We start from the raw sequence: 20,973 nt of genomic DNA on the forward strand, positions 1-20,973 counted from the left end.
TCGTCCGCGAGTATCAAAGACTCGTTCGCGAGTATCAAAGACTCGTCCGCGAGTATCAAAGACTCGTTCGCGAGTATCAAAGACTCGTCCGCGAGTATCAAAGACTCGTCCGCGAGTATCAAAGACTCGTTCACGAGTATCAAAGACTCATCCGCGAGTATCAAAGACTCGTTCACGAGTATCAAAGACTCATCCGCGAGTATTAAAGACTCGTCCCCTATTCCCCATGCCCAATGCCCCATGCCCAAGAATTACGCAGTCACTGCTTCACGTCGATTGTACTCAGAAGCATCTCCTTTGATCGCCTCACTTTGTTTACCATCGATGCCAACTGGGAGGTCGCCGACAATTGTGACTCGTTGAACGTGGCGAGGCTGGTTGCCGTAATCTGCGATCGCATAATGTTGAGTAGCCCGATTATCCCAAAAAGCTACGTCACCAACTTGCCAACGCCACCGGACTGTGTTTTCTGGACGTGTTACATACGCTTGCAACAGCCGCAGAATGTCATCTGATTCAGTTGTTGATAAGCCACGGAACTGGCGCACAAATCCGCCGATGAATAGCCCCCGCTCTCCAGATTCGGGATGGACGCGTACAACTGGGTGCAGAGTCTCGTATACAGTCGAAGTGAAGACAGCCCGGTAAGCCTTGGCATCTTCAGGTAAGTCAAATGCAGTAGCATAGTCGAATTTGTTGCTGTGTACTGCCCAAAGTTGGTCTGCAAGATTACGTAGATGGATAGGTAAATCTTGGTATGCAGTTACTGAGTTTGCCCAGATTGTATCGCCACCAGTTGGCGGAATGTCAAGCGCTCGTAAGATAGAGCCGAGAGGAGGACGGTCTACGAACGTAACATCAGTATGCCAGCTATTGGCGCGGGAAGTGGTACGCCCATAATTCAGGTCTAAGACTTCTGGATTTTCTGGCAGCGATGGTACAGTTGGGTGGGCTGTAGTGACTTCACCAAAACGATGAGCGAAGGCAACTTGTCCATTAGCATCAAGTTGTTGCTGACCACGGAAGAAAATCACTTTGTATTGCACTAAGGTTTTACGGATATCACTGATAATTTCGTTGCTGAGGTCACTAGCTAAATTAACGCCAATGATTTCAGCACCGATGCGTCCGGCAACTGGTTTGATGTCAAAGTATTGAGAACTCATGTGTTTGTATTTCCAGGGAAGTTTGTACTGATCGTTTTTGTTTAAATATCCAGACTTAATCCACAAACAATGCCATTGCTAGGTCATCTATGTAAGAACCGTCTGGCAGTTTTAATCGTTTCTTGAATCTACCTTCTTCAAAGAATCCGATTTTTTCATAGAGAGCGATCGCAGGTTTATTAGTAGCTCGCACTAGTAGTTCTATCTTTTCCACACCAGGAGTCTGTTTAGCCCAAGTCAGTAGATAGTCCATAATCGTTTGTCCGATTCTCTGACGTTGGAATTCTGGATAGACGAAAATGTTCAGTCGGACTATATGGGCCAGTGCCGACAAACTCATGGGATCGAGCATGGCATGAGCAACAATTTTGTCCTCTAATAAGGCTACGATGTAAAGTCCACGAGGATGCTGGCTGAGGTCGGCAATTTTTGTTGTGAAGGCATCCGGTGTGATTTCATCAGGGCGGGAAACTAGATATCCTGCTGTCTCGGCTATCTTGGCTTCAGCTGCCGCTAAAATCGGTGCATCTGCTACTTCTGCCTTTCTAATTTTCACCATTGTCTTAACTCTGACATTGGTAAAAATCGCTCTTTAAACACCAGGAGTAGAGCCGCCATCAACCTGTATCTCTGCTCCTGTAATCGAAGCAGCCAGGTCAGAAACTAAAAACAGCGCTAATGCTGCAATTTCTTCTGGCTGGGCAATTCTCTTTAAAGGAATGCTTTGAAGACTTTCTGCTTTTGCCTGCTCTACAGTAATCCCACGAGCTTGAGCGTTCTGCTTGGCTAGAGTTTCAGCACGTTCGGTGGCAGTAGCGCCTGGTGAAATGGCATTGATACGAATGTTATACTCGGCTAACTCTTTAGAGATACCCCGCGTGAAGTTGAGCAAGGCGGCATTGCTTGTACCACCAGCTAGGAAGTTAGGACGAGGTGTCCGTCCTGCACCACCGACTATATTGACAATCCGCCCATCACCGCGATTTTTTTGATGGGGAACGACAGCTCTAACTAAGCGGATATAGCCCAATAATTTTAAGTTCCAAGCATCCAAAAATAAATCATCAGTGGATTCTAGGAAAGATCCAGCACGGGCTGAACCTGCATTATTAATCAAGATATCAATTTGATTAAACTGGGCCAATGTTGTGGAGACAACTTTCTCAACATCTTCTGCTTTAGTCAAATCAGCACTGATGGCAATAACTTTCGCCCCAGGAGTTGGTAAAGACTGGATGTCAGCTACAGCTTGATCTAAGCGTTCTTGATTGCGGGCTGCGATCGCCACATTCACACCTTCACTATAGAGTGCTTTGGCAGTTGCTAAACCAATTCCCGCACTTCCTCCAGTGACGATCGCTGTTTTACCTGATAGTTTTAGTTCTAAACTCATACACAGTTACCTTCAAAAATGTAATTTACTTGCGAACCAACAATACTGCTGATTGAGAACCTGTATTGTGGATGTCCAAGATGACTCGGCTTTCCTCAGATGTACAACTTAGAAGTATCTTGATTTCTGTATCTCGCTTTTCCAAGTCAACACTACAAATGACAGCAGTTACTGTTTTACTAGACAAGCTACCTATCCAGACATCAATATCAGATTTATCTCCAGAGCAAGTATCTTGTAAATATCCATAGTCCAGGGGATAAATGAAAGATGGATAACGTGGATGTGATGTCCCTTTTGGGCGATCTATCTTGAGATTGCTAATGGCTACAAGCCGATCTAGTTTGAACCAGAAGTCAGTACTATCCCTCATACCATCTGCTATTGCTCAATTTGAAATGTGCAACACAGCTTTGCCAGGAAAACGCCTATCGAGTAGTTGTTGGGCCACGTCAGCTATTTGTGTCCAAGAAGCTTCTAAATCAATGTGAGGATGTAACTCACCTGCTTCTACTAGACTCAAAAGCCGTTTTAGACCGACTGCGGCTGATTCAAATCTCAATTCATCAAATAGACGTAAACCATATAGGCTGACGCTACCAGTTCCAAAAAACTGAGCGGCGTTGAATGTCACTTCATCTCCCCCAGATACTCCATACAGCACAGTTTTCCCATCCTGTGCCAGTAAGCCAAGGGCTATCCCCAAAGTCTTGCCACCTACTGACTCTACAATTAGATCGTAGGGGCCGTACTCGCTGGCGGGTGAAAGGTCTTCGCCAATCACCACCGATTGCGCTCCTGCTTCTCTAACTAGAGTTTCATAGCCAGCTTGACGAATATGTGCCACAACTTGCGCTCCTGACAGTTGCGCCAATTGGATAGCGAAGTAACCAACGCCTCCTGATGCACCTGTAACCAGAACTGTTCGACCCAAAAGTGAAGCACCTTTTAACACTGCATGGTATGCAGTTAAACCTGCTACAGGCAGTGTGGCGGCTTGAGCAAAAGATACTGATGACGGCACTTCTGCTAAGGCGTTAGTAGGAACAGACACGAGTTCTGCCCAAGCACCGACACGGCGCAAGCCAACAACACGCGCTCCTTGGGAAGGCCCCGAACCATCAGCAGCAGAGGTTTCCACTACACCTGCTAAGTCCCAACCAGGCTGCCAACCAGCCTCAGCAGTGGTTGAACGTTTTATCTCTCCCCGATTGAGAGAAATCGCCGCCACTCTGACTAGTGCCTCATCTGGGGTAGGCTTCGGTGCAGTCACTTCACTCAGTGCCAAACGTCCAACTACATTCGGATCAACAATCACAGCACGTATTTTACTCATAGAGAATGCCCTGACTTAAAGATAAATTTCTAGAGCGATGGTTCACGATCTACTGCCTACAAGAATAAACCGATAGATTTGGCTAGTCCTTCTTAACCCAAATCTCTACAACTAGGTTGATCATATTTAAATAACTACGGTAAACCGATAGTTTTATAGTATTTTTGAAGACATAGAAAGAAAACTATCACAAGATAGACAAAAGAATCAAGCACCCAGCAAAAAGATTTGTTTCATTAATTTACATTTATTGCTATGTTGTAAGCTAGTCACTGTCAACCTCCTACTCTATGATAAGCTGCCTTTCAGGCACCTAGAGATATTACTACGTAGTGCGGGAGTATTCAAAAGTAATAATTTTTATATTATGAAAATCAAGCGTTATTTATGGTTCACTATTTTAACCATAACTGCATTATTAAATATCATTCTTCCAGGAAAAACTCAGCAACATCCCACAAATATTAATTAATATAGAAGAGCAGATTAATTATCAACAATTGCAGCGATTATTAAATCAGCGCTTACCGACTAAAAATTATCCTTAATGGCTATCACTTTCATTTCATAACTGGAAATCGAAAAACTGAAGAACATATTTTAAATAGACAATTTCAAAATGCTAAAGTATAACTTGATACTTTATCAAACGTTGAGATAAATTTGCCCAAAACTGCTGAATTTGACCAAGCTGATTTGGGAGATCGCAAACCTGCTGAAGTCAACAGAGTTAAACGGTAACTAAAGATTTTTGGATTAAAGCTATGTCACTACCAGAAACTATTGCAAAAGAAAAGGATACCCGTCCCCCGGTGGCGATTGGGCATGTGAGATTATATGTGAGTAATGTAGCAGAGGCTAGGGATTTTTTCGTTCTGATTGGGCTGCGTCCGATCGCTCAATCAGAACAATTAGCTGTTTTAGAATTACGGGGAGGAACGCATTTAGTTCTGAGAACAAGTTCAGAGACAATCGCTCCTGGAATCAACGCACCTTTTGATCTGATGGTAGATGATGTTTCTGTCACCAGAGATACTTTTAAGAAGTGGGGACTGACTGTTTCTGAGATCGAAACAGGCAGAATCCACAGTTCATTTACCTTGACTGGACCGGACGGCTATTTATTGACGTTAACTTCTTCACATACAGGCGGTAGAGAAGTTTAACAAAAAAGAAGAAAGGTATCAGCCCTCAGAATTGGGCATGAATTGGAGTCAGATTTAGGTGTAGGTGCGTAATCAATAGCGATCGCACCTTAGCGACGCAACCCAATTACCTGCTCTAAGTCTGCTCCTGTAAAAGTTGCATCGGCGTTAAAACAGGGTTATCAGTCTTGTGCTTTATTAATGAATCGGTGTTCTAGGTTGCTTTCCAGCATTGCCTAGTAATTTTGACACTTGGTGGAACTGCCCAATCCGGGTCGTGAATCTCAGAATGTCTGCTGATTGATGAGGTACGATCGCACTGACTTTCTGACCCAAACACTCGGCTGGACTGCTACTCAATGCCCGCCATAATTCTAAAGCTGTAAATTCCTCAGTATATGTAAGGTGTGTTATCGCGTAGCGTAACGCACCACCCAAAGGTTTTGGTGCGTTAGCCTTGCCACGCCACTACGTGTATTTCAAAAATCAAATATGAGTCCTATATATACAAAAATTTAACTATTTTATTGACATACTTATGTATAGACTTTAGTCTAGTTTTGTCATTTTTCAGCTACCCAAATATTCAAGAATTGACATCTAGTGAAATTAATTATGCGTTATTCAGGATACACAATTAATTTCACCAGCAGATGTCTGATAAATAGCTAACGAACTGTTCCCCGCAGGGCTTCAGTATCAATTGGTTTGATCAGGTAAATTAACAGCAGATTCCAAACAATTGCTGCAATCAAAGGTAGTTTACGAATTAGCTTTACCAATTTCGGACTAGAACTGCTTTCAATCTCTGCAATTTTTAAGTTATAACCAGCACAGCGTTGCAGACGTAGGAAAAATTTGGGATGTTCGGTATTCAACATTACAGGAAAAGCCCGTCCTGCGGTTTTATTGGTGTTGCAGATAACTTGAATATCAAATTCTGTGGCATTAAGTCCCAATGATTTGTAGAACCCGGAACGTTCATGAACTGTCAGAGTGTGAGTAGCAAATACTGATAGCAAGAAAAAGCGACTCCACAGCCTGGATTTCCAGGTGTTCCAAAGTTGCGGTTGAGAACGCAATAATGCTTTGAATATGTCCCCGTGGCGGTTTTCGTCCTGACACCAACTTTCAAAGTAGCGGAATATAGGGTAAAACTGGTTTTCCGGGTGCTTTTCTAGATGCCTGAAAATAATAATGTAACGCCAGTAGCCGATTTTTTCTGAGAGGTAAACGGTGTAAAGTACCCATTCAATCGGGAAAAATGTATAAGTGCGGGTTTTAGTAACAGTGCCTAAATCAAGGGAGAGTTTAAAATCGGTCATTGCTTTGTTAAGAAATCCGGCGTGGCGGGCTTCATCACGCGCCATCATTTGAAATATTTCCGCTAGCACTGGACTACGATTTTTTAGCTTGCGGGATAATTCCTTGAATAGCAAGAAGCCGGAAAACTCAGAAATGCAGGAGCGTTCCAAATACTCTATAAATGCCTGCCTTGCTTCACCGCTAATGTGTTCCCAAGACTGCTCAAACGCTTCATCCCGAACAAAATGGTGGCGGTTATAGTCTGTCCGCATTTCTGTCAACATCGCCTGCAACTCCGTTTCCTGAGCAGACAAATCCAGCTTGGCTGCGGTTTCAAAATCTGTAGTGTAAAACCGGGGGGTGAGTACAGTTTCTTTGCTGGGGGTTTTGATTTCTGGCTTCGGTAGGGTGTTAACCATGAGTAATGAAGCGATCAAATCAATAGTTACATAACTATCAAGTTATGACAAATGCAATTATTTTGCTAGGCCTCTTTACAATCCTTCAGTAAAGTCGGCAGGCAGGGATTTCCAATAAATAAATTAACGTGAGTTCGATGGATAGAAAAGCCCAAAAAGGTTGCTAGATATGAATTTGCTCAACTAGGCAAGCTATAAGGCGATCGCATGATGAAAGTCAGTCATGCAAAGCTTTTATCTGTTTTCGGAAACGATCTACTCAGCCAAAACCCTTACGGGTTTTGCCCTGATGTCCTGGCTGTCCCCCTAGTTTCTTTTTCGGCTGATTTGATATCTTCTTGTGGTGGTGCTTTTTTGTTTTTGCTCTTTTTGTGAATGTCCCCAGACGGCGGTTTTAATGAGGTTTTACTATCTAAATTCCTACTGGCTTTTAGATAGTTTTGATATTATTAAATCTAGTTCTTAAATAAATATCTTCTAGCTAAAGTTATAAATATATTCATGACTTTAGTCATAGTTAATGCCTACATAATATATAAATTGATTGTTAAAATAAAAATAGTTAACAATAGCTAAAGTCGGACAATTGAGATTAAGTTTTTAGCTAAATTTGCTTATTTTTACATCATTTTTTCTATGTGTAGATTAGTTGGCTATCTTGGCAAGAGTATTTTATTAGAGGAATTGTTATATAAACCAGAACACTCTCTTTATCAACAAAGTTATAATTCTCAAGAATTGAAGTCTGGAGTAATGTGTGGCGATGGTGTTGGTATAGGTTGGTACGATGAAGCGGGAAAATCGTTTATTTACCGTAACACTATTCCACTGTGGAACGATACAAATTTGCAACAATTAAGTCAATATATACAGTCTCATTGTACCGTAGGTTATGCTCGATTAGCAGGAATAGGCGAAGCACTTGACATTAGTAACTGTCAGCCATTTCGCAGTGAGAACCTTTTGTTTGTTCATAATGGTGAAATATCCAGCTTTCAACAAACTCTCTATAGACCGATACGTGATAGTCTTTCTGATTTAACATACCATCTAATTAAAGGTATGACAGACTCAGAGCATATCTTTGCTTTGTTAGTAGAAATGTGGCAGTCATCTCCAGATAGCAATCTTTTGTCAGCCCTAAGCATGACGCTGCAACAATTGACTAATTTAGCTCAAAAGTACGATACCAGTTTTAGTGCCAATATGATTGTTAGCGATGGTCAAGCGATTGCCGCAGTCCGCTATGCTTATGGTATGCAAGCACCTACTCTTTATTGGTCTGGTAATCAGCAGGAAAATTTCAACGGAGTTATTGTGGCATCTGAACCTTTATCTGGACAAAATTGGACTCCCTTTTTAGAACAAAGTATTCTATTGGTCGAAGCAGATTCGTTGGTGCCGACAATTATATCCTTGGGTGATAAAGGAGATGTCAAGGTGGAATTAGCTCTGACGAACTGATGAAAATATGCTGGCTCAACGCATTGGAGAACTGACCAAGATATGAAAAGCCCAGTGCAAATGCAAGGGGGCAATGTCTCCTAAGAAACCTCTGATTGCCGAAAGTCGCAATCAAGGCATCAAGCGGATTCTGGCTGAGGCTCTATAATTATGGTCATTCCTAATTGACGAGCCTTATTTTGCAGTTGTCGCAAAGCCTGTTGGCGATAGCGAGTATTTTCCTGCTGTGGAGTTATAGCTTCAAATGGCACCCGATACTTCAGCATGTGGTAAACAATGCGAGCAAGTTTATGGACTGTTGCAACAATTGCCTTCGGTGCCCCCAATTTGCTACGCATCCGGCGATAAAAATGCCCTAAAGTCGTATTACTGGCTTTGAGGGCAGCAGCAGCTTGGCAAAAAGCAAGATTAGCACGATTAGCTGTTTTTTTAGTGTGGTCTTAACTGTCTGAACATGCCATTATCTCTCTATTGAAGTCATTTTTTTGACTATTTTGCCTGGTATTGTGGATTTCCAGTTTCTTTCATCCTGAAGGTGCGCCCAGCACATGGGCTGCTAACGACAAGCCGCAAAGCGTCTACACACAGATAGGATTGCCAGCACTTGGGTAACTATTCTGGCTCGTCGAGAACATGGGGATTCTTTAGCGGCGATCGCTCTTGATGAAGCTATAAAATATGAATTACAGGAAAATTAATAAGATTAGAAAAGCAACTACTCAAAGATAGAGTGGTTTTACTTGATATTGATCGTTTTCTATCGTGTCCAATACCGATACCCCCATTTTTTACAAGAGAATTATTTTTCTAAGAAGCGCTCAAATATATAATTTAGCTGATTTAGAACGGCAAGTAGATGACTTGTTAGAGTCAGACAAGTCAAAACTAATCCAGCAGGCTAAAGATAGATTAAAAATCGGGCAATAATTAATAGATCAAAATCCTATCCTTTCGTTTATTGGTATTAATTCTCGTGAAGTTTCAAAAAGTGAAATACTGATTACAGATAGAGAATTAGAAAAAATTAAGAACATCTGAGCCAGGATCGCAAATCATCGCAGCAGTTTCTTCACCTTCGGCTTCGCGTCTACCTGAGAAGACGACTTTTGCTTTGGCAGCACCAAAGGCGATTGCCGTTATGCCAATCCTGATGTACCTCCTGTAACTAGGGCAACTTTATTCTCAAGCATGATGATATTTACCTCTTGTTAAGGTAAGTTCGATGGATAGAAAAGCCCAAAAGGTTGCTAGATATGAATTTGCTCAACTGGGCAAGCTATCAGTTATTCTTTCATTCAAGGCTTTTGAAACTTGTTTTATACTGTCTTCTTCACCGCAGTAATTCCTCAACTTGATGTTGGCTCCACAAAGTTCTGTATAAACCCTGTTGTTTTAAAAGTTCTAAGTGATTTCCGACCTGCACAATTTTTCCCTTTTCCATTACAAAAATTCGGTCAGCCGCCGCCGCCGCTGATAATTGGTGCGTAATAAAAATTACTGTTTTACGTTCAGTACCACTAGAGAGATTTTTGAGGATTTGCGTGGCGGTTTGATTATCCACACTAGAGAGAGCGTCATCCAAAATTAACACTGGAGCATTAATCAACATTGCGCGAGCCAAAGCAGTACGTTGCCGTTGACCGCCAGAAAGATTAATACCGCGTTCACCAACAATAGTTTCATATTGCTGCGGAAAATTCTGAATTTCTGATTCAATTTGGGCAAGTTTAGCGACAGATTCTACCTGCTGTTGTTCGCTAAGTGGATCGCCGTAGCGAATATTATTTTTGATTGTAGTGCTAAATAGAAAGCTATCTTGAGGAACGTAGGCGATCGCACCTCGTAAATCTGTCAAAGCGATCTTAGTAATATCTAGCCCATCTAAAAACAATTGTCCTGATTCAATATCCAACAAGCGGGGTAAAGCATTGGCCAAAGTAGATTTCCCCGAACCAATTGCCCCAACAATCGCTACAGTTTCTCCAGGAGCAATGGTAAAGTTAACATTTGCTAAAGCTGGAGTAGTGGAACCAGGGTAATTGTAGGTAAGATTTTTAGCTGTCAGTTCGCCTTTAAGTTCAGCTACTGGTAAATGTATAGCGTCGGCTGCATCTTTAATTTTTGGTGTGACAGAGAGAATAGATTCCAGCCTATCGATACTAACTTCACCGCGTTGGTAGGCAGTAATTGTGAATCCTAAAAGAGCAGTGGGAAAAACCAGGCGCTCTACATAAATTAACAGTGCTAAAAAATCGCCAACCTGAAGCGTTCCAGCAGACATCCGTGCCGACCCTAGCCAGATGATTACCAATGAACTGATATTAGCTAGCCCACCAATTAGTGGAAACAGTGTATTGCGGATTTTTGCCAATTCCAGGTTAGCAGTCAATAGCTGCTGATTTTTCTTGGCAAAAGCTCGACGCTCGTTTGCTTCTTGAGCATAGATTTTTATTAAGGCAATGCCACTCATATCCTCCTGGATGAGTTCGCTGATGTCAGAGAGTTGCTCTTGGACTGCTGCTTGTTGTTTGCGTAAGCGATCGCTAAATAGACTCACCAACAAGAGCATAAAAGGGTACACTGCTAGGGCGGCTAGAGTGAGATCCACACTAATCGCCAGCATTACTGGCAGTGTCAGGGCGTAGGCAAACACCGTATTTGCCAAACTCAAGACCGCAAAACCCAATAACCGCTTGATATTGTCCACATCACTAGTAGCCCGACTAATCAAATCGCCAGCAGTATTACTAGCAAAATAAGCAGGCTCTAGCTTCAGTAAGTGTTCAAAAATCCGTTGTTTCAGGTCAAATTCCACCTGCCGTCCCACCCCAAATAGCCAAATGCGTGATGCCATCCGCATTAGCCACATCGCCGAACTGAGCAAGACAATAACTACTACGTAATGTAGTATTTGGTTCCAGCTGAAGGTTGCCGAGAGTTTGTCAACACCAGCACGAATCAACCAAGGAATATAAACACCTAGTGCGTTGACAGACAACAAAGCGAGAATACCCAAGGAGGCTTCCCGCCAATGGGGTCGTAGGTAAGCACCGAGTTTAGCAATTCGTCGAGATTTTGCCATTAAAGCAATTGTGCAACTTTATCATCTAGATTAACTGCTAGTCCCAGAAGGTAGCTATGCAGAGGAAATATCACTTGTTATAAATTCAGCTTTTGTTACCTCTTTTAACTGGATAGTTATTGCCATTCATTACTAATAGTCCACCACAGCAACTTTAATGAAGAAATAAGTTCGTAGTAAGGACTTTAGTCCTTGGATTAAGCACTCAAGCGCTTACTACGAACCCAATAAAATTTTCTTACCTGATTACCGCTGAACACGCAAGAATCTGTAAATTTCAACGAGGTAACTTTCCCAAGTTCTTGTTGTCAATTGCAATGTTTCCGAATTTGGTACAAAGTCTTCAAGTCGTAAACCGCGTGTACGAATATCTTGAGGACTTCCTTGTAATAAATAGGGAGGCACTCTTAAATTATAAGAAAGAATGCTTCCCGTTACATCTGAGATGTTAGCTGTGGTGGGTTGCCCTAATGCCACCAGTGTCTCAGATGTTGGTGTAACAGATGCGACAGAGTTTTCACCTGTCATTGCTATTGGCGCTCTGTAAAGTAAATAGGCAACTGCTGGTGTACTTGCTAACAGCAAAATCGTCAGTGCCCAACCGATCAAGTATCCTCCTGGTTTGTCTATTCCACCTCCTTTGATTTTCTGAGCGGCAATAATCATCAGTAAAACAGAGGCTCCTAGAGGCTTGAGTGGAAAAGATAGCATCCTCCACAACGACGCCACAGCAGGTTCGTTGGGGTTAAGAAATGATAGGGCTACGATTACCAAGATAACGACTAAGATTAATCGCCCGACAAAACTTCCAGAGGGATAAAATCGCTGGAACAGAGAATAAACGATAGTGCCAATCAGCAGCCACAGCAGTACCCGGCTTAACAATAGAAACATAGACTAACTCTCAAATTTTCTGGTGCAGTGAGCCAGTGTGGTGTAAGGCAGTCCGTTTCGATTGGAGTTGCCCCCAGAAAGGACTGCTATGCATGGTTTCCCTGCATAAAACAACTGGCGACTTCTTACTGATAGCGACGTTAGAAGCGTCACCCGTAAGGCTCAACCTAGAGGTTTCAGGAAATGGATTTATTTTATTGTCAAATTGTAATCGTACTGTTTGACTTAAAATTTCTCAAACCTCACACCCAAAGACTACCGTCGTAGTGATTTTAGTGCAATTTTTTGACACTGCGTCTATTATTTACAATTTTCCAGAAGAGTAATATGGCACCGATAAACTAAATTAATTAAGTAATCGACTTAAAAGGAAAAACTATGTCGCCTGAAAAGCCTACTATTCTGGTAACAGGGGGAGCTGGATATATTGGTTCCCATACAGTGCTTGCTTTGAAGAAAGCGGGTTATAGCGTTGTCATACTTGATAATCTGGTCTATGGACATCGCGATTTAGTAGAAAAGGTTTTACAGGTAGAACTGATAATTGGGGACACAAGCGATCGCGCTTTGCTCGATCATCTATTTAAAACCCACGATATTGCTGCAGTGATGCATTTTTCTGCTTATGCCTACGTAGGAGAATCTGTTACCGATCCGGCCAAATATTACCGCAATAACGTCCTTGGTACTTTGACGCTGTTAGAAGCGATGCTGACAGCATCTGTAAAGAAATTTGTCTTTTCTTCTACCTGTGCCACCTACGGGGTACCGGAATTCGTGCCGATTCCAGAAACCCATCCCCAAAATCCGATTAATCCTTATGGCGCTACAAAGCTGATGGTAGAAAGGATTCTCTCTGATTTTGATGTCGCTTACGGTTTGCAATCAGTGCGTTTTCGCTATTTCAATGCTGCTGGTGCTAATCCCAATGGCTTACTGGGTGAGGATCACAACCCAGAAACCCATTTGATTCCCTTGGTACTAATGACAGCTTTAGGCAAACGAGAAGCCATTTCAATTTTCGGCATTGATTACCCCACGCCCGATGGTACGTGTATTCGAGATTATATTCACGTTAATGACTTAGCAGATGCCCATATTTTGGGATTGGAATATTTATTAAAAGGTGGTGATAGCGAAGTTTTTAATTTGAGCAATGGCAGTGGCTTCTCCGTCAGAGAAGTCATTGCCGCAGTCGAAGATGTGACAGGAATTTTGATACCAGTAGAAGAACGCGATCGCCGTCCTGGCGATCCCCCAATTCTCATTGGCACCAGCGATAAAGCCAGAACAATCTTAGGCTGGCAACCTCAGTATCCATCCATTAAAGATATCGTCGCTCATGCGTGGCAGTGGCATCAAAAGCGACATAAGTAAAAGAAGTCAAAAGTAGATAAGTACATGTGCTGGGGGAAGTGCTGCTCCCAACACTTGTATATTATTAACTAGATTACAAGGAGACAGACTCAAAGGATAGACATGAAAATGTCTGAAGCCAGTTCCACAAAGAATTGCTTACAATTAAGGTGTAAAAGCGATCGCACAAAATCTGCGGGATGAAGTACCTCAATATTCAAATGCTTCAATCTCCACCAAAATCTCAATCTAAGTTGGCTTCACATCCGTGGTGGGATAATGCAAATGGCTGGATCGCATTAACTTTTTGGTTTAACATCTTTTTCTTTGAGCCAAGATAAAAAGTCATTGATTAGCCAAGTAAAAACCGAAGCAATTACACCCATAACAAATGGAATAATAGCAATTACCACATCATTAGGTAATCCCCAGCTAGTGAGTAAGTTTGATTGCAGACTATTTACAGGTAAACGGGGGGATCTATTCCTACATGAATTTGTTTAGATTTACCTGCAATCCTCACTTCTATTCCTTCAGGAGGTTCAGAGATTTCTACACTTTCACCATTGATGCGTAATTCTACTTCTTGACTTGTTTTAGCTGGAATAATTGCTAAATGTCGCAGGTATTCAATTCCCGGATTTTCTATCATAAGGAACTGATGAGATTCAATTTTAAGATTTCGTTCTCCCATACGGATATCACCATTAATAATGGTGGATTTTTCTAAATTATCATTAACATTAATTCCAGTTTTGTCTATCTCCTTAAATTGCACGTTTTTAACTGCTAAATTTCCTCGTAGCCATTGCTCATAATCTACTTGACTAGGATTAGGTAAATCTATTGATAAACTTGTATTATTAGCCAGTTTTAACCTGAGTTCAGAATTATCTGGCTTAACGATTAATTCAATTGGAATAGAACTATCTTGATTATATTGCAATCCTAATTCTGGCAAGCTATAGCCAGTGAAAGTCATTTTAAGTGGCTGTTCACCCAGGTTTAGAATAAAATTAGGCTTTGCTGATTTGTCTTGTGCCAGAAATGTTGAATGCTAGCTATACTTAGTTAAGATTTATAGTGGTTTTCGCTTGAATCTGAACTTGTGCTGCATTTTTGATGAAGAATGCGGACTTACAACATAATTCAGGATGAACATCGCAGCCTTATAGCTGCATAAATGCCTGAGGTAAAACTGTTTTCATATCTGGCTTTGAGGCTTCGGTTCTGTACTTCATACCATTTGGGATTTGAGATTTTGTGGAAAATCTGAGCGTCGATTTCCAACGCTCAGACTTTCTAAGACGGATTGGGAATCGCCTTCTGCGTCAGGGCTTTGTAAAGGCATCTGTCGCAATCATTTTTTAAATTGGGATCGTAATGCATCAATCAGATGCTTTGGCTGACTCATTTAAAAAAGTAGAAATCGAGAACCAAGACGCACAGCTAGATGTCCAAAACATGGAGAAAAAAGGCGATGGCGTTATTTTGGTCTTTGGTTAACTGACTCTCTGACGCGCACAAAGGGAGACACAAAAAAATGTCTCCCCACTCTCAATACCGTTTTGTTAAGGAATTTCTGCGTTGAGGTGAGCTTCTGGAGCAGGGGTAGAAGAGAAGCAGGGGGGGAAAGAACTAATTTATCAACTCTTTCTTCCCCTGCCTCCCCCTGCTTATCCGAACCGTATTGTCCCCACTCTCCTACTCCCCACCCCTCCTCATACTTTGCATGACTACAACTAAGATGCCAATAAATCCGAGAATTGGCAGTGCGATCGCCCAAGTTGGTAATTGTTGAGATTCACCTCCTACTAAATCGCCATTGACATTTCGCAGGTTTCGTGAATCTTGTGTAGACCCACCTCCTGCCACAGTTACTTCAAATTTGAATTCAAAGGGTTTGAATCTTGCCCCAGAGACAGGTTTTCCATTTAGTTGCAATTCATAAAGACCTGGTTTGGGAAAGGTAATATCTGCACCTGGGATGCCTTGATAACGTTCGGCTGCCACAGGTTGTAACTGTGGTTCTAAAAGCGGCGGCTCTCCGGCTGCATAAGGTTCGGCATAAACAGCCAATTGACAATTACACTGTGAGAGGGGAATCACCTTTCCACCTCTACGGGTAAGTGCAAACCAGGCTTGGCTTGGTTCTCCAGCACGGGGATTATCATTTGGTTCAATGTGGAGAGTGCCGCCAACATCTGAAGCTACTTCCACCTTATGAGCAAAAGCAGGGTAAAGATTAGTTATTGATATAACTAAGCAACTTAGGAATAATAAATACTTTATTTTTCCTTGATTCTTCCAGAAAATGTCTTTGAGGGGGTAACGCCTCTGTTTTTGACTCTTTAGAATGGAGCCAGAAAATAAGGATGATTTACCGCGATTTGGTTGGGGGAACATAAAACTTTTCTACGGCTAACTTTGACCAAAAAAAGCGCGATCGCACTAGCAAGACACTGAGAGTAACAATTACCATCAGTACTGCCGCTAATTTATTTCCCCAAGTTGATTGCAAGGAACCCAGGTAATGGGAACCAATCAACACAGTATGAATGGCACTCAATAGCAAGGCTGGCACACCCAATAGATGAATCTGTCGCCAACGCTTGCCCAAAGATTTTTGCAACGATTCCCAACTTGTAAAAGCGGCGGGGGACATTAATACCAATGCTACAGCACCCGCAGCCATCCCCCACTGAAATTCTGGCGGCAGAAACGAAAAAGCGGCAAAATTCCATTGCAATGAGTGTTCTATCATGTGGAGGGTGTGAACCACAGAAAGCACAAAAGATCCCACTCCTAAGCCGCGGCGGTAACGCAGTGGTGAAGCCCACAAGCCACTAATCGGACGCGCAATTAACGCCAAAATTAAGCAGATTAAGGCGGCGTGTCCAGTGTAATCTACCATTGTGTCACCAGTCCGTAGCAAGGTGATGATGCCAATGGTAAGTGTTACCCAACCGCCTAATCGAAACAACTGACTGCGCTTGTCTTTACTTAGCAAAGATGTGGAAACGCCTACACCTAGCATCGTAGGCAAGGTTCCCAAGCCAAAAGCCAGCATAATAGCTGTACTCATCCATAAATTGCCAGTTCCAGCGGCTTTAATTTGGGCAGCATATAGGAAACCACAGGGCATTAACCCCCAAGTCATCCCTAAAAGCATTGGCGTCCACCATTTGGTTTTTAAGGAAAGTTTAACCATTCCTCTGCTGAGGCGATCGTGTAAACTACCTTGCGATAAGGGATGTAACACGGGAATGCGCGGTAGTAAATTGGGTTTCACTTGTCCTAAGCCAAACCAAATCAACATCACACCAGTCAGAATTGCCATCCAGCGCCGGAAGTCGCTGCCAACACCCGCTAGCTGTCCACTTTGCAGCAATACCGAACCTAGCGCCCCAATGCCAGCACCGACTAGAGCATAGCTCAACATCCGCCCCAGGTTTAGCAGGATATGAAATTTTAATTGCTGTTGCCAAGTATCGGGTTTTTCTAAGGTTAATGTCCGTCCCAAGGAAACTGTTTGTGGACTTTTTGGTTGATGAGACAGAGAAAATGCCACTGTTAGCGGCCCACACATCCCAAAGCAATGTCCAAAACTCCCCAGGAACCCCACGATTGCGATCAGCAACAAATCTACCATAAAAAAAGTCCCGAGATTCTGAGTTATGAGTCCTGAGTGTCTAAATTAAGAAATTTTTTCTTTTCTTCTTTACTCAGTACTCAACACTCCCCTAGTGCGGACTGTAAGTGAAGTTGTGATCGCTGTCAAAAGACAAAGCGTCAAACTTGATGTTTACTTTCGGGAATTAGTTCTTTTGTACTGGTATAAAATATAAAGATATTGATCATAAGTAAATACCTGCCTTTAATTAATAATCGTCGAATGGCTACAATTTTTTTCTCTTATTCACATCGGGATGAAACCCTGCGCGATGAGCTGGAAATTCATCTTGCTATGCTAAAAAGGCAAGGCTTCATAGAGACGTGGCATGATCGGCGAATAACTGCTGGTGAGGAATTCGATAAGGCGATAAGCAAAAACTTGGAAGAAGCAGACATCATTCTTTTATTAGTCAGTTCAGATTTTCTAGCTTCCAATTATTGTTATGACATTGAGATGCAACGTGCAATGCAAAAGCATGAGCAAGGAGAATCCCACATTATACCAGTCATCCTGCTTTCATGCGATTGGCGCAGTGCACCATTTGGCAAGCTCTTAGTCACGCCGACTGATGGCAAGCCTATCAAAAAATTCCCTGATCAAGACGATGCTTTTCTTGAAGTAGTCAACGCTGTACAAGCGACAATTACTCGCTTACAACCCCATCAGGATTCCACGCCACCAAGCAAAAGTTACGGTTCTGCTGTCAAACCACAAATTTTGGATATACCAAGATCGAGCAATCTCCGTATTCGCAAAACATTCTCGGATCGAGACAGGGATCAATTTGTAGAGGAATTGTTTGAATACATATCCAACTTTTTTGAGAATTCACTTGCTGAACTATCCAACCGAAATCCAGAAGTTGATACACATTTCAAGCGTATAGATGCAAATCATTTTTCGGCTATTGTCTACATTAGGGGAAAGAAAGCTACTGAATGTCGAATTTGGACAGGAGGAAGTAGCCGTCTTTCTGGAAGCGACATTGCATATTCCTCGAATGCTTCAGGAAGTGATAATAGTATTAATGAATCCATGTCTATAGTTGATGATGGATATGCTCTTTTTCTGCAACCTTTGGGAATGGCTTTCTTTGCAAGCCAACAGAATGTGAAGAAATTATTGTCTCAACAAGGGGCTGCTGAGTATTTTTGGGGTATCTTGCTAAGACCATTGCAACAAGGCTCAACATGAATGTTCTGTCATAAAGCTCAATCTGTAAAAAACTCTTGTAAAAATAATTTCTAGTGAATTAGGGAGTTTACCAAAAGCTGACTGAGCAAGATGCCAAACAAATAAGCCAAAAGCTTATCGAACAGAGAATTTTAACGCCTGTTTGGAGTAAGCATAGGATAATACTTATCCTATAGGAATCATATTTTATTTCTGAAAAAAACTACGAGATAATACGTATAAATGTCTCTATATAACAGCAAACAATAATAAGACAGTATCTACAAGCTGCGATCGCTTCTCTACGGGATCAACCCGCTATAGCTATACAAACAAAGTCCGCTTACGCGGACTGGAAAACAATCAGTAATTATCTCTGAGAATAGAAATTACTATTTTAGCCGTTCTTCTTGAATTAGGGTGCGTTGAAAGATTTGATTGTTTTTAAACTATTTGACATTGTAATTTACCTCTTAAAATTGTAGATAGGGCACAAAGCACAAGGTAAAAACCAATTCTCAATTGCGAATTGCGAATTGGTATTACTTCGTTGATGCCCAAGCAGGCTGTTTAACAAGCGATCGCACAGCCTCAACAATAGAAGAAGCGTCAATTTTTGCTGCATGAAGTAGCTCTTCTGGAGTCCCAGATTCAGGCAGATACCGTACTGCCAGTTTGATTAAGTTTAGTGGCAATCCATCAGAGGTAGAAGCAGCATCTGTACTCACAAAAGCATCGAGGACAGCAGCTCCGAGTCCACCCTCATCCCAATGGTCTTCGACTACAACAAGTTTGCCCTGGGTATCACGGGCAGCCTGATGCAGAGTTGTAGCATCAATTGGTTTGACTGAGTAAGCATCGATAACGCGTATCGTAATCCCTTCCTGCTTGAGGCGCTGATATGCTTTAAGTGCTTCATGTAGCGTAATACCTGCTGCAATCACTGCTGCTTGATCCTGATCGGAACTATAGATGACCTTGCTGCCACCAATTGAAAAATCCTCCTCAGCTTCATAGAGAACAGGTGTGCTTTCACGGGTTGTGCGTAGGTAGACAATACCATCACAATCGACCATTTGGGCGACAAGTTGAGCGGTTTGATTGGCATCACTAGGGTAAAGCACAGTGCTACTATACACTGCTCTCAAAGAAGCTAAGTCTTCCAGTGCCATTTGTGAAGGGCCATCCTCACCAATTGAAATTCCTGCATGAGAACCAACAAGTTTAATATTGGCGCGAGAAATGGCAGCCATCCGCACAAAATCATAAGCGCGACTTAAGAATGCCGCAAAAGTAGAAGCAAAAGGTTTATACTGGCGCACTTGTAACCCCACTGCTGCGGCAACCATTTGCTGCTCGGCAATGTACATTTCAAAATAGCGCTCAGGATAAGCTTTGGCAAATTCCTCGGCGTAGGTGGAGTTGCTCACCTCACCATCTAAAGCAACTACATCTGGTCGAGACGCTCCGAGAGCTTTTAAGGTATCCCCATAAGCTTTACGGGTCGCCACTTTTTCTCCCAATTGATAGCTAGGAAGTTGGAGAGTTTGAATTTGCCCAATTGCAGTTTTTTGGATTTGTAAATTAGGTTTGGAAACGGCAATAGTGATCTGACGTTCACCACCTAGTTCTTTAATCGCTGCCTTTGCTTGGTCAGGTTTCAAGGCTTTTCCATGCCAACCGCCAATATCTTCTAAATCTGCAACACCCTTGCCCTTCTTTGTCCGAGCCACAATCAGTGTCGGACAGTTAGGGTTATCGATAGCTGCTGTGTATGCTTCGTCAATTTCTTCTAGGTTGTGACCGTCGATTTCAATTGCCTTCCAGCCGAAAGCAAGAGCGCGATCGCAATATGTTTGGGTGTTCCAGCCTAGCATCGTTTCACCTCGCTGTCCCAAACGGTTGACATCAAGGATAGCAATCAGATTTGCCAGTTTGTAGTGACTGGCGTGTTCAAAGGCTTCCCAAATAGAACCTTCCGCCATTTCACTATCCCCCAACAAAACCCAGGTGTGGTAAGGCAGCTTGTCTAAATACTCTCCAGCTAAAGCAATACCAACAGCGATCGGTAGTCCTTGTCCCAACGAACCCGTTGCCACATCTACCCAAGGTAATGCTGGGGTTGGATGCCCTTCTAGGCGACTACCAAACTTGCGCAGGGACATCAATTCGCTATCATCAATTACTCCCACCGCTCGATAAATTGAGTACAACAACGGTGATGCGTGTCCTTTTGAGAAGATTAAGTGATCATTGTTAGGGGAGTGCGGATTGCTGAAGTCGTAACGCAGATGCTTGGCAAGTAGCACTGCCATCAGGTCAGCAGCTGACATTGAGGAGGTGGGATGACCAGATCCGGCTGCGGTGGTGGCACGAATACTATCAATTCGCAGTTGTTGTGCCAACTCATGCCATGCTTGCAATTGTTCAAGGGTAGCCATGATCGCTCTCTTCCATGTATGGGAACTAAGGACAGCACTCACATCCTAATCAACAAGAACAATTGTTTACTCTAACAAATGACAGAGTTAACAGGCAGAAATTTATCAACTATCAAGCTCTAT

The 20,973-nt window shown here is 42.5% G+C and carries 19 protein-coding genes and 1 pseudogene; 5 read left to right on the forward strand and 15 right to left on the reverse strand.

What is annotated here, in order from left to right:
* Positions 1-251: 251 nt before the first annotated feature.
* From V7K89_RS28465 to V7K89_RS28485, 5 genes are read right to left on the reverse strand one after another with little or no spacing between them, the layout of a single operon-like run.
* Positions 252-1,166: a TauD/TfdA dioxygenase family protein gene (locus V7K89_RS28465; RefSeq protein ID WP_335193237.1), complete on the reverse strand. Its 915-nt coding sequence runs from the start codon at positions 1,164-1,166 to the stop codon at positions 252-254.
* 55 nt (positions 1,167-1,221) lie between these two features.
* Positions 1,222-1,725 (reverse strand): GNAT family N-acetyltransferase, encoded by a 504-nt coding sequence (locus tag V7K89_RS28470; protein WP_335193239.1) that lies wholly within the window; start codon positions 1,723-1,725, stop codon positions 1,222-1,224.
* Positions 1,726-1,758: 33 nt separating this feature from the next.
* A complete protein-coding gene (locus V7K89_RS28475) occupies positions 1,759-2,559 on the reverse strand; it encodes an SDR family oxidoreductase (RefSeq protein WP_335193241.1) in 801 nt (266 codons plus the stop codon).
* Between the two features lie 25 nt (positions 2,560-2,584).
* Positions 2,585-2,932 (reverse strand): hypothetical protein, encoded by a 348-nt coding sequence (locus V7K89_RS28480; protein WP_335193243.1) that lies wholly within the window; start codon positions 2,930-2,932, stop codon positions 2,585-2,587.
* Positions 2,933-2,947: 15 nt separating this feature from the next.
* Positions 2,948-3,895, reverse strand: coding sequence for a zinc-binding dehydrogenase (locus V7K89_RS28485; protein WP_335193245.1), 948 nt, complete (start codon positions 3,893-3,895; stop codon positions 2,948-2,950).
* 764 nt (positions 3,896-4,659) lie between these two features.
* Between V7K89_RS28485 and V7K89_RS28490 the strand changes: the two genes are divergently transcribed.
* Positions 4,660-5,061 carry a VOC family protein gene (locus tag V7K89_RS28490; protein WP_335193247.1) on the forward strand — a complete coding sequence of 134 codons (402 nt, stop codon included), beginning with the start codon at positions 4,660-4,662 and terminating at the stop codon, positions 5,059-5,061.
* Between the two features lie 177 nt (positions 5,062-5,238).
* On the opposite strand, the gene V7K89_RS28495 is transcribed toward V7K89_RS28490, so the two are convergent.
* The 3 genes and pseudogenes from V7K89_RS28495 to V7K89_RS28505 form a co-directional block, all read right to left on the reverse strand.
* On the reverse strand, positions 5,239-5,478 hold the full coding sequence (locus V7K89_RS28495; RefSeq protein WP_335193249.1) for a hypothetical protein: 240 nt from the start codon (positions 5,476-5,478) through the stop codon (positions 5,239-5,241).
* A gap of 230 nt (positions 5,479-5,708) precedes the next feature.
* Entirely contained in the window at positions 5,709-6,764 is a 1,056-nt protein-coding gene (gene acsF, locus V7K89_RS28500; RefSeq protein ID WP_335193251.1) for a magnesium-protoporphyrin IX monomethyl ester (oxidative) cyclase, read from the reverse strand.
* A gap of 262 nt (positions 6,765-7,026) precedes the next feature.
* Positions 7,027-7,198 (reverse strand): annotated as a pseudogene (locus V7K89_RS28505) (IS66 family transposase); the annotation flags it as partial.
* Between the two features lie 202 nt (positions 7,199-7,400).
* Here V7K89_RS28505 and egtC point away from each other — a divergent pair.
* Entirely contained in the window at positions 7,401-8,228 is an 828-nt protein-coding gene (gene egtC / locus V7K89_RS28510; RefSeq protein WP_335193253.1) for an ergothioneine biosynthesis protein EgtC, read from the forward strand.
* Between the two features lie 119 nt (positions 8,229-8,347).
* On the opposite strand, the gene V7K89_RS28515 is transcribed toward egtC, so the two are convergent.
* The 3 genes from V7K89_RS28515 to V7K89_RS28525 form a co-directional block, all read right to left on the reverse strand.
* Positions 8,348-8,566 carry a hypothetical protein gene (locus V7K89_RS28515; RefSeq protein ID WP_335193255.1) on the reverse strand — a complete coding sequence of 73 codons (219 nt, stop codon included), beginning with the start codon at positions 8,564-8,566 and terminating at the stop codon, positions 8,348-8,350.
* A 992-nt stretch (positions 8,567-9,558) separates the two neighbouring features.
* A complete protein-coding gene (locus V7K89_RS28520; RefSeq protein WP_335193257.1) occupies positions 9,559-11,310 on the reverse strand; it encodes an ABC transporter ATP-binding protein in 1,752 nt (583 codons plus the stop codon).
* Between the two features lie 246 nt (positions 11,311-11,556).
* Positions 11,557-12,204: a hypothetical protein gene (locus V7K89_RS28525; RefSeq protein ID WP_335193259.1), complete on the reverse strand. Its 648-nt coding sequence runs from the start codon at positions 12,202-12,204 to the stop codon at positions 11,557-11,559.
* 378 nt (positions 12,205-12,582) lie between these two features.
* On the opposite strand from V7K89_RS28525, the gene galE reads away from it, so the two are divergent.
* Positions 12,583-13,581, forward strand: coding sequence for a UDP-glucose 4-epimerase GalE (gene galE, locus V7K89_RS28530; protein WP_335193261.1), 999 nt, complete (start codon positions 12,583-12,585; stop codon positions 13,579-13,581).
* Between the two features lie 439 nt (positions 13,582-14,020).
* Here the strand turns inward: galE and V7K89_RS28535 are convergent, their stop codons facing one another.
* A complete protein-coding gene (locus V7K89_RS28535) occupies positions 14,021-14,542 on the reverse strand; it encodes a hypothetical protein (RefSeq protein WP_335193263.1) in 522 nt (173 codons plus the stop codon).
* A 401-nt stretch (positions 14,543-14,943) separates the two neighbouring features.
* Between V7K89_RS28535 and V7K89_RS28540 the strand changes: the two genes are divergently transcribed.
* Positions 14,944-15,066 (forward strand): hypothetical protein, encoded by a 123-nt coding sequence (locus V7K89_RS28540; RefSeq protein ID WP_335193265.1) that lies wholly within the window; start codon positions 14,944-14,946, stop codon positions 15,064-15,066.
* 198 nt (positions 15,067-15,264) lie between these two features.
* Here V7K89_RS28540 and V7K89_RS28545 read toward each other — a convergent pair whose 3' ends face one another.
* Positions 15,265-15,780: a hypothetical protein gene (locus tag V7K89_RS28545; RefSeq protein WP_442941784.1), complete on the reverse strand. Its 516-nt coding sequence runs from the start codon at positions 15,778-15,780 to the stop codon at positions 15,265-15,267.
* A gap of 160 nt (positions 15,781-15,940) precedes the next feature.
* On the reverse strand, positions 15,941-17,212 hold the full coding sequence (locus V7K89_RS28550) for an urease accessory protein UreH domain-containing protein (protein WP_335193270.1): 1,272 nt from the start codon (positions 17,210-17,212) through the stop codon (positions 15,941-15,943).
* Positions 17,213-17,455: 243 nt separating this feature from the next.
* Here V7K89_RS28550 and V7K89_RS28555 point away from each other — a divergent pair, with 243 nt between their 5' ends.
* Complete coding sequence (locus tag V7K89_RS28555) at positions 17,456-18,430, forward strand: toll/interleukin-1 receptor domain-containing protein (RefSeq protein ID WP_335193272.1); 975 nt, start codon at positions 17,456-17,458, stop codon at positions 18,428-18,430.
* Between the two features lie 521 nt (positions 18,431-18,951).
* Here the strand turns inward: V7K89_RS28555 and V7K89_RS28560 are convergent.
* Positions 18,952-20,850, reverse strand: coding sequence for a transketolase (locus V7K89_RS28560; RefSeq protein WP_335193274.1), 1,899 nt, complete (start codon positions 20,848-20,850; stop codon positions 18,952-18,954).
* Positions 20,851-20,973 lie beyond the last annotated feature (123 nt).

Source organism: Nostoc sp., from assembly GCF_036917515.1.
Classification (GTDB): Bacteria; Cyanobacteriota; Cyanobacteriia; order Cyanobacteriales; family Nostocaceae; genus Nostoc.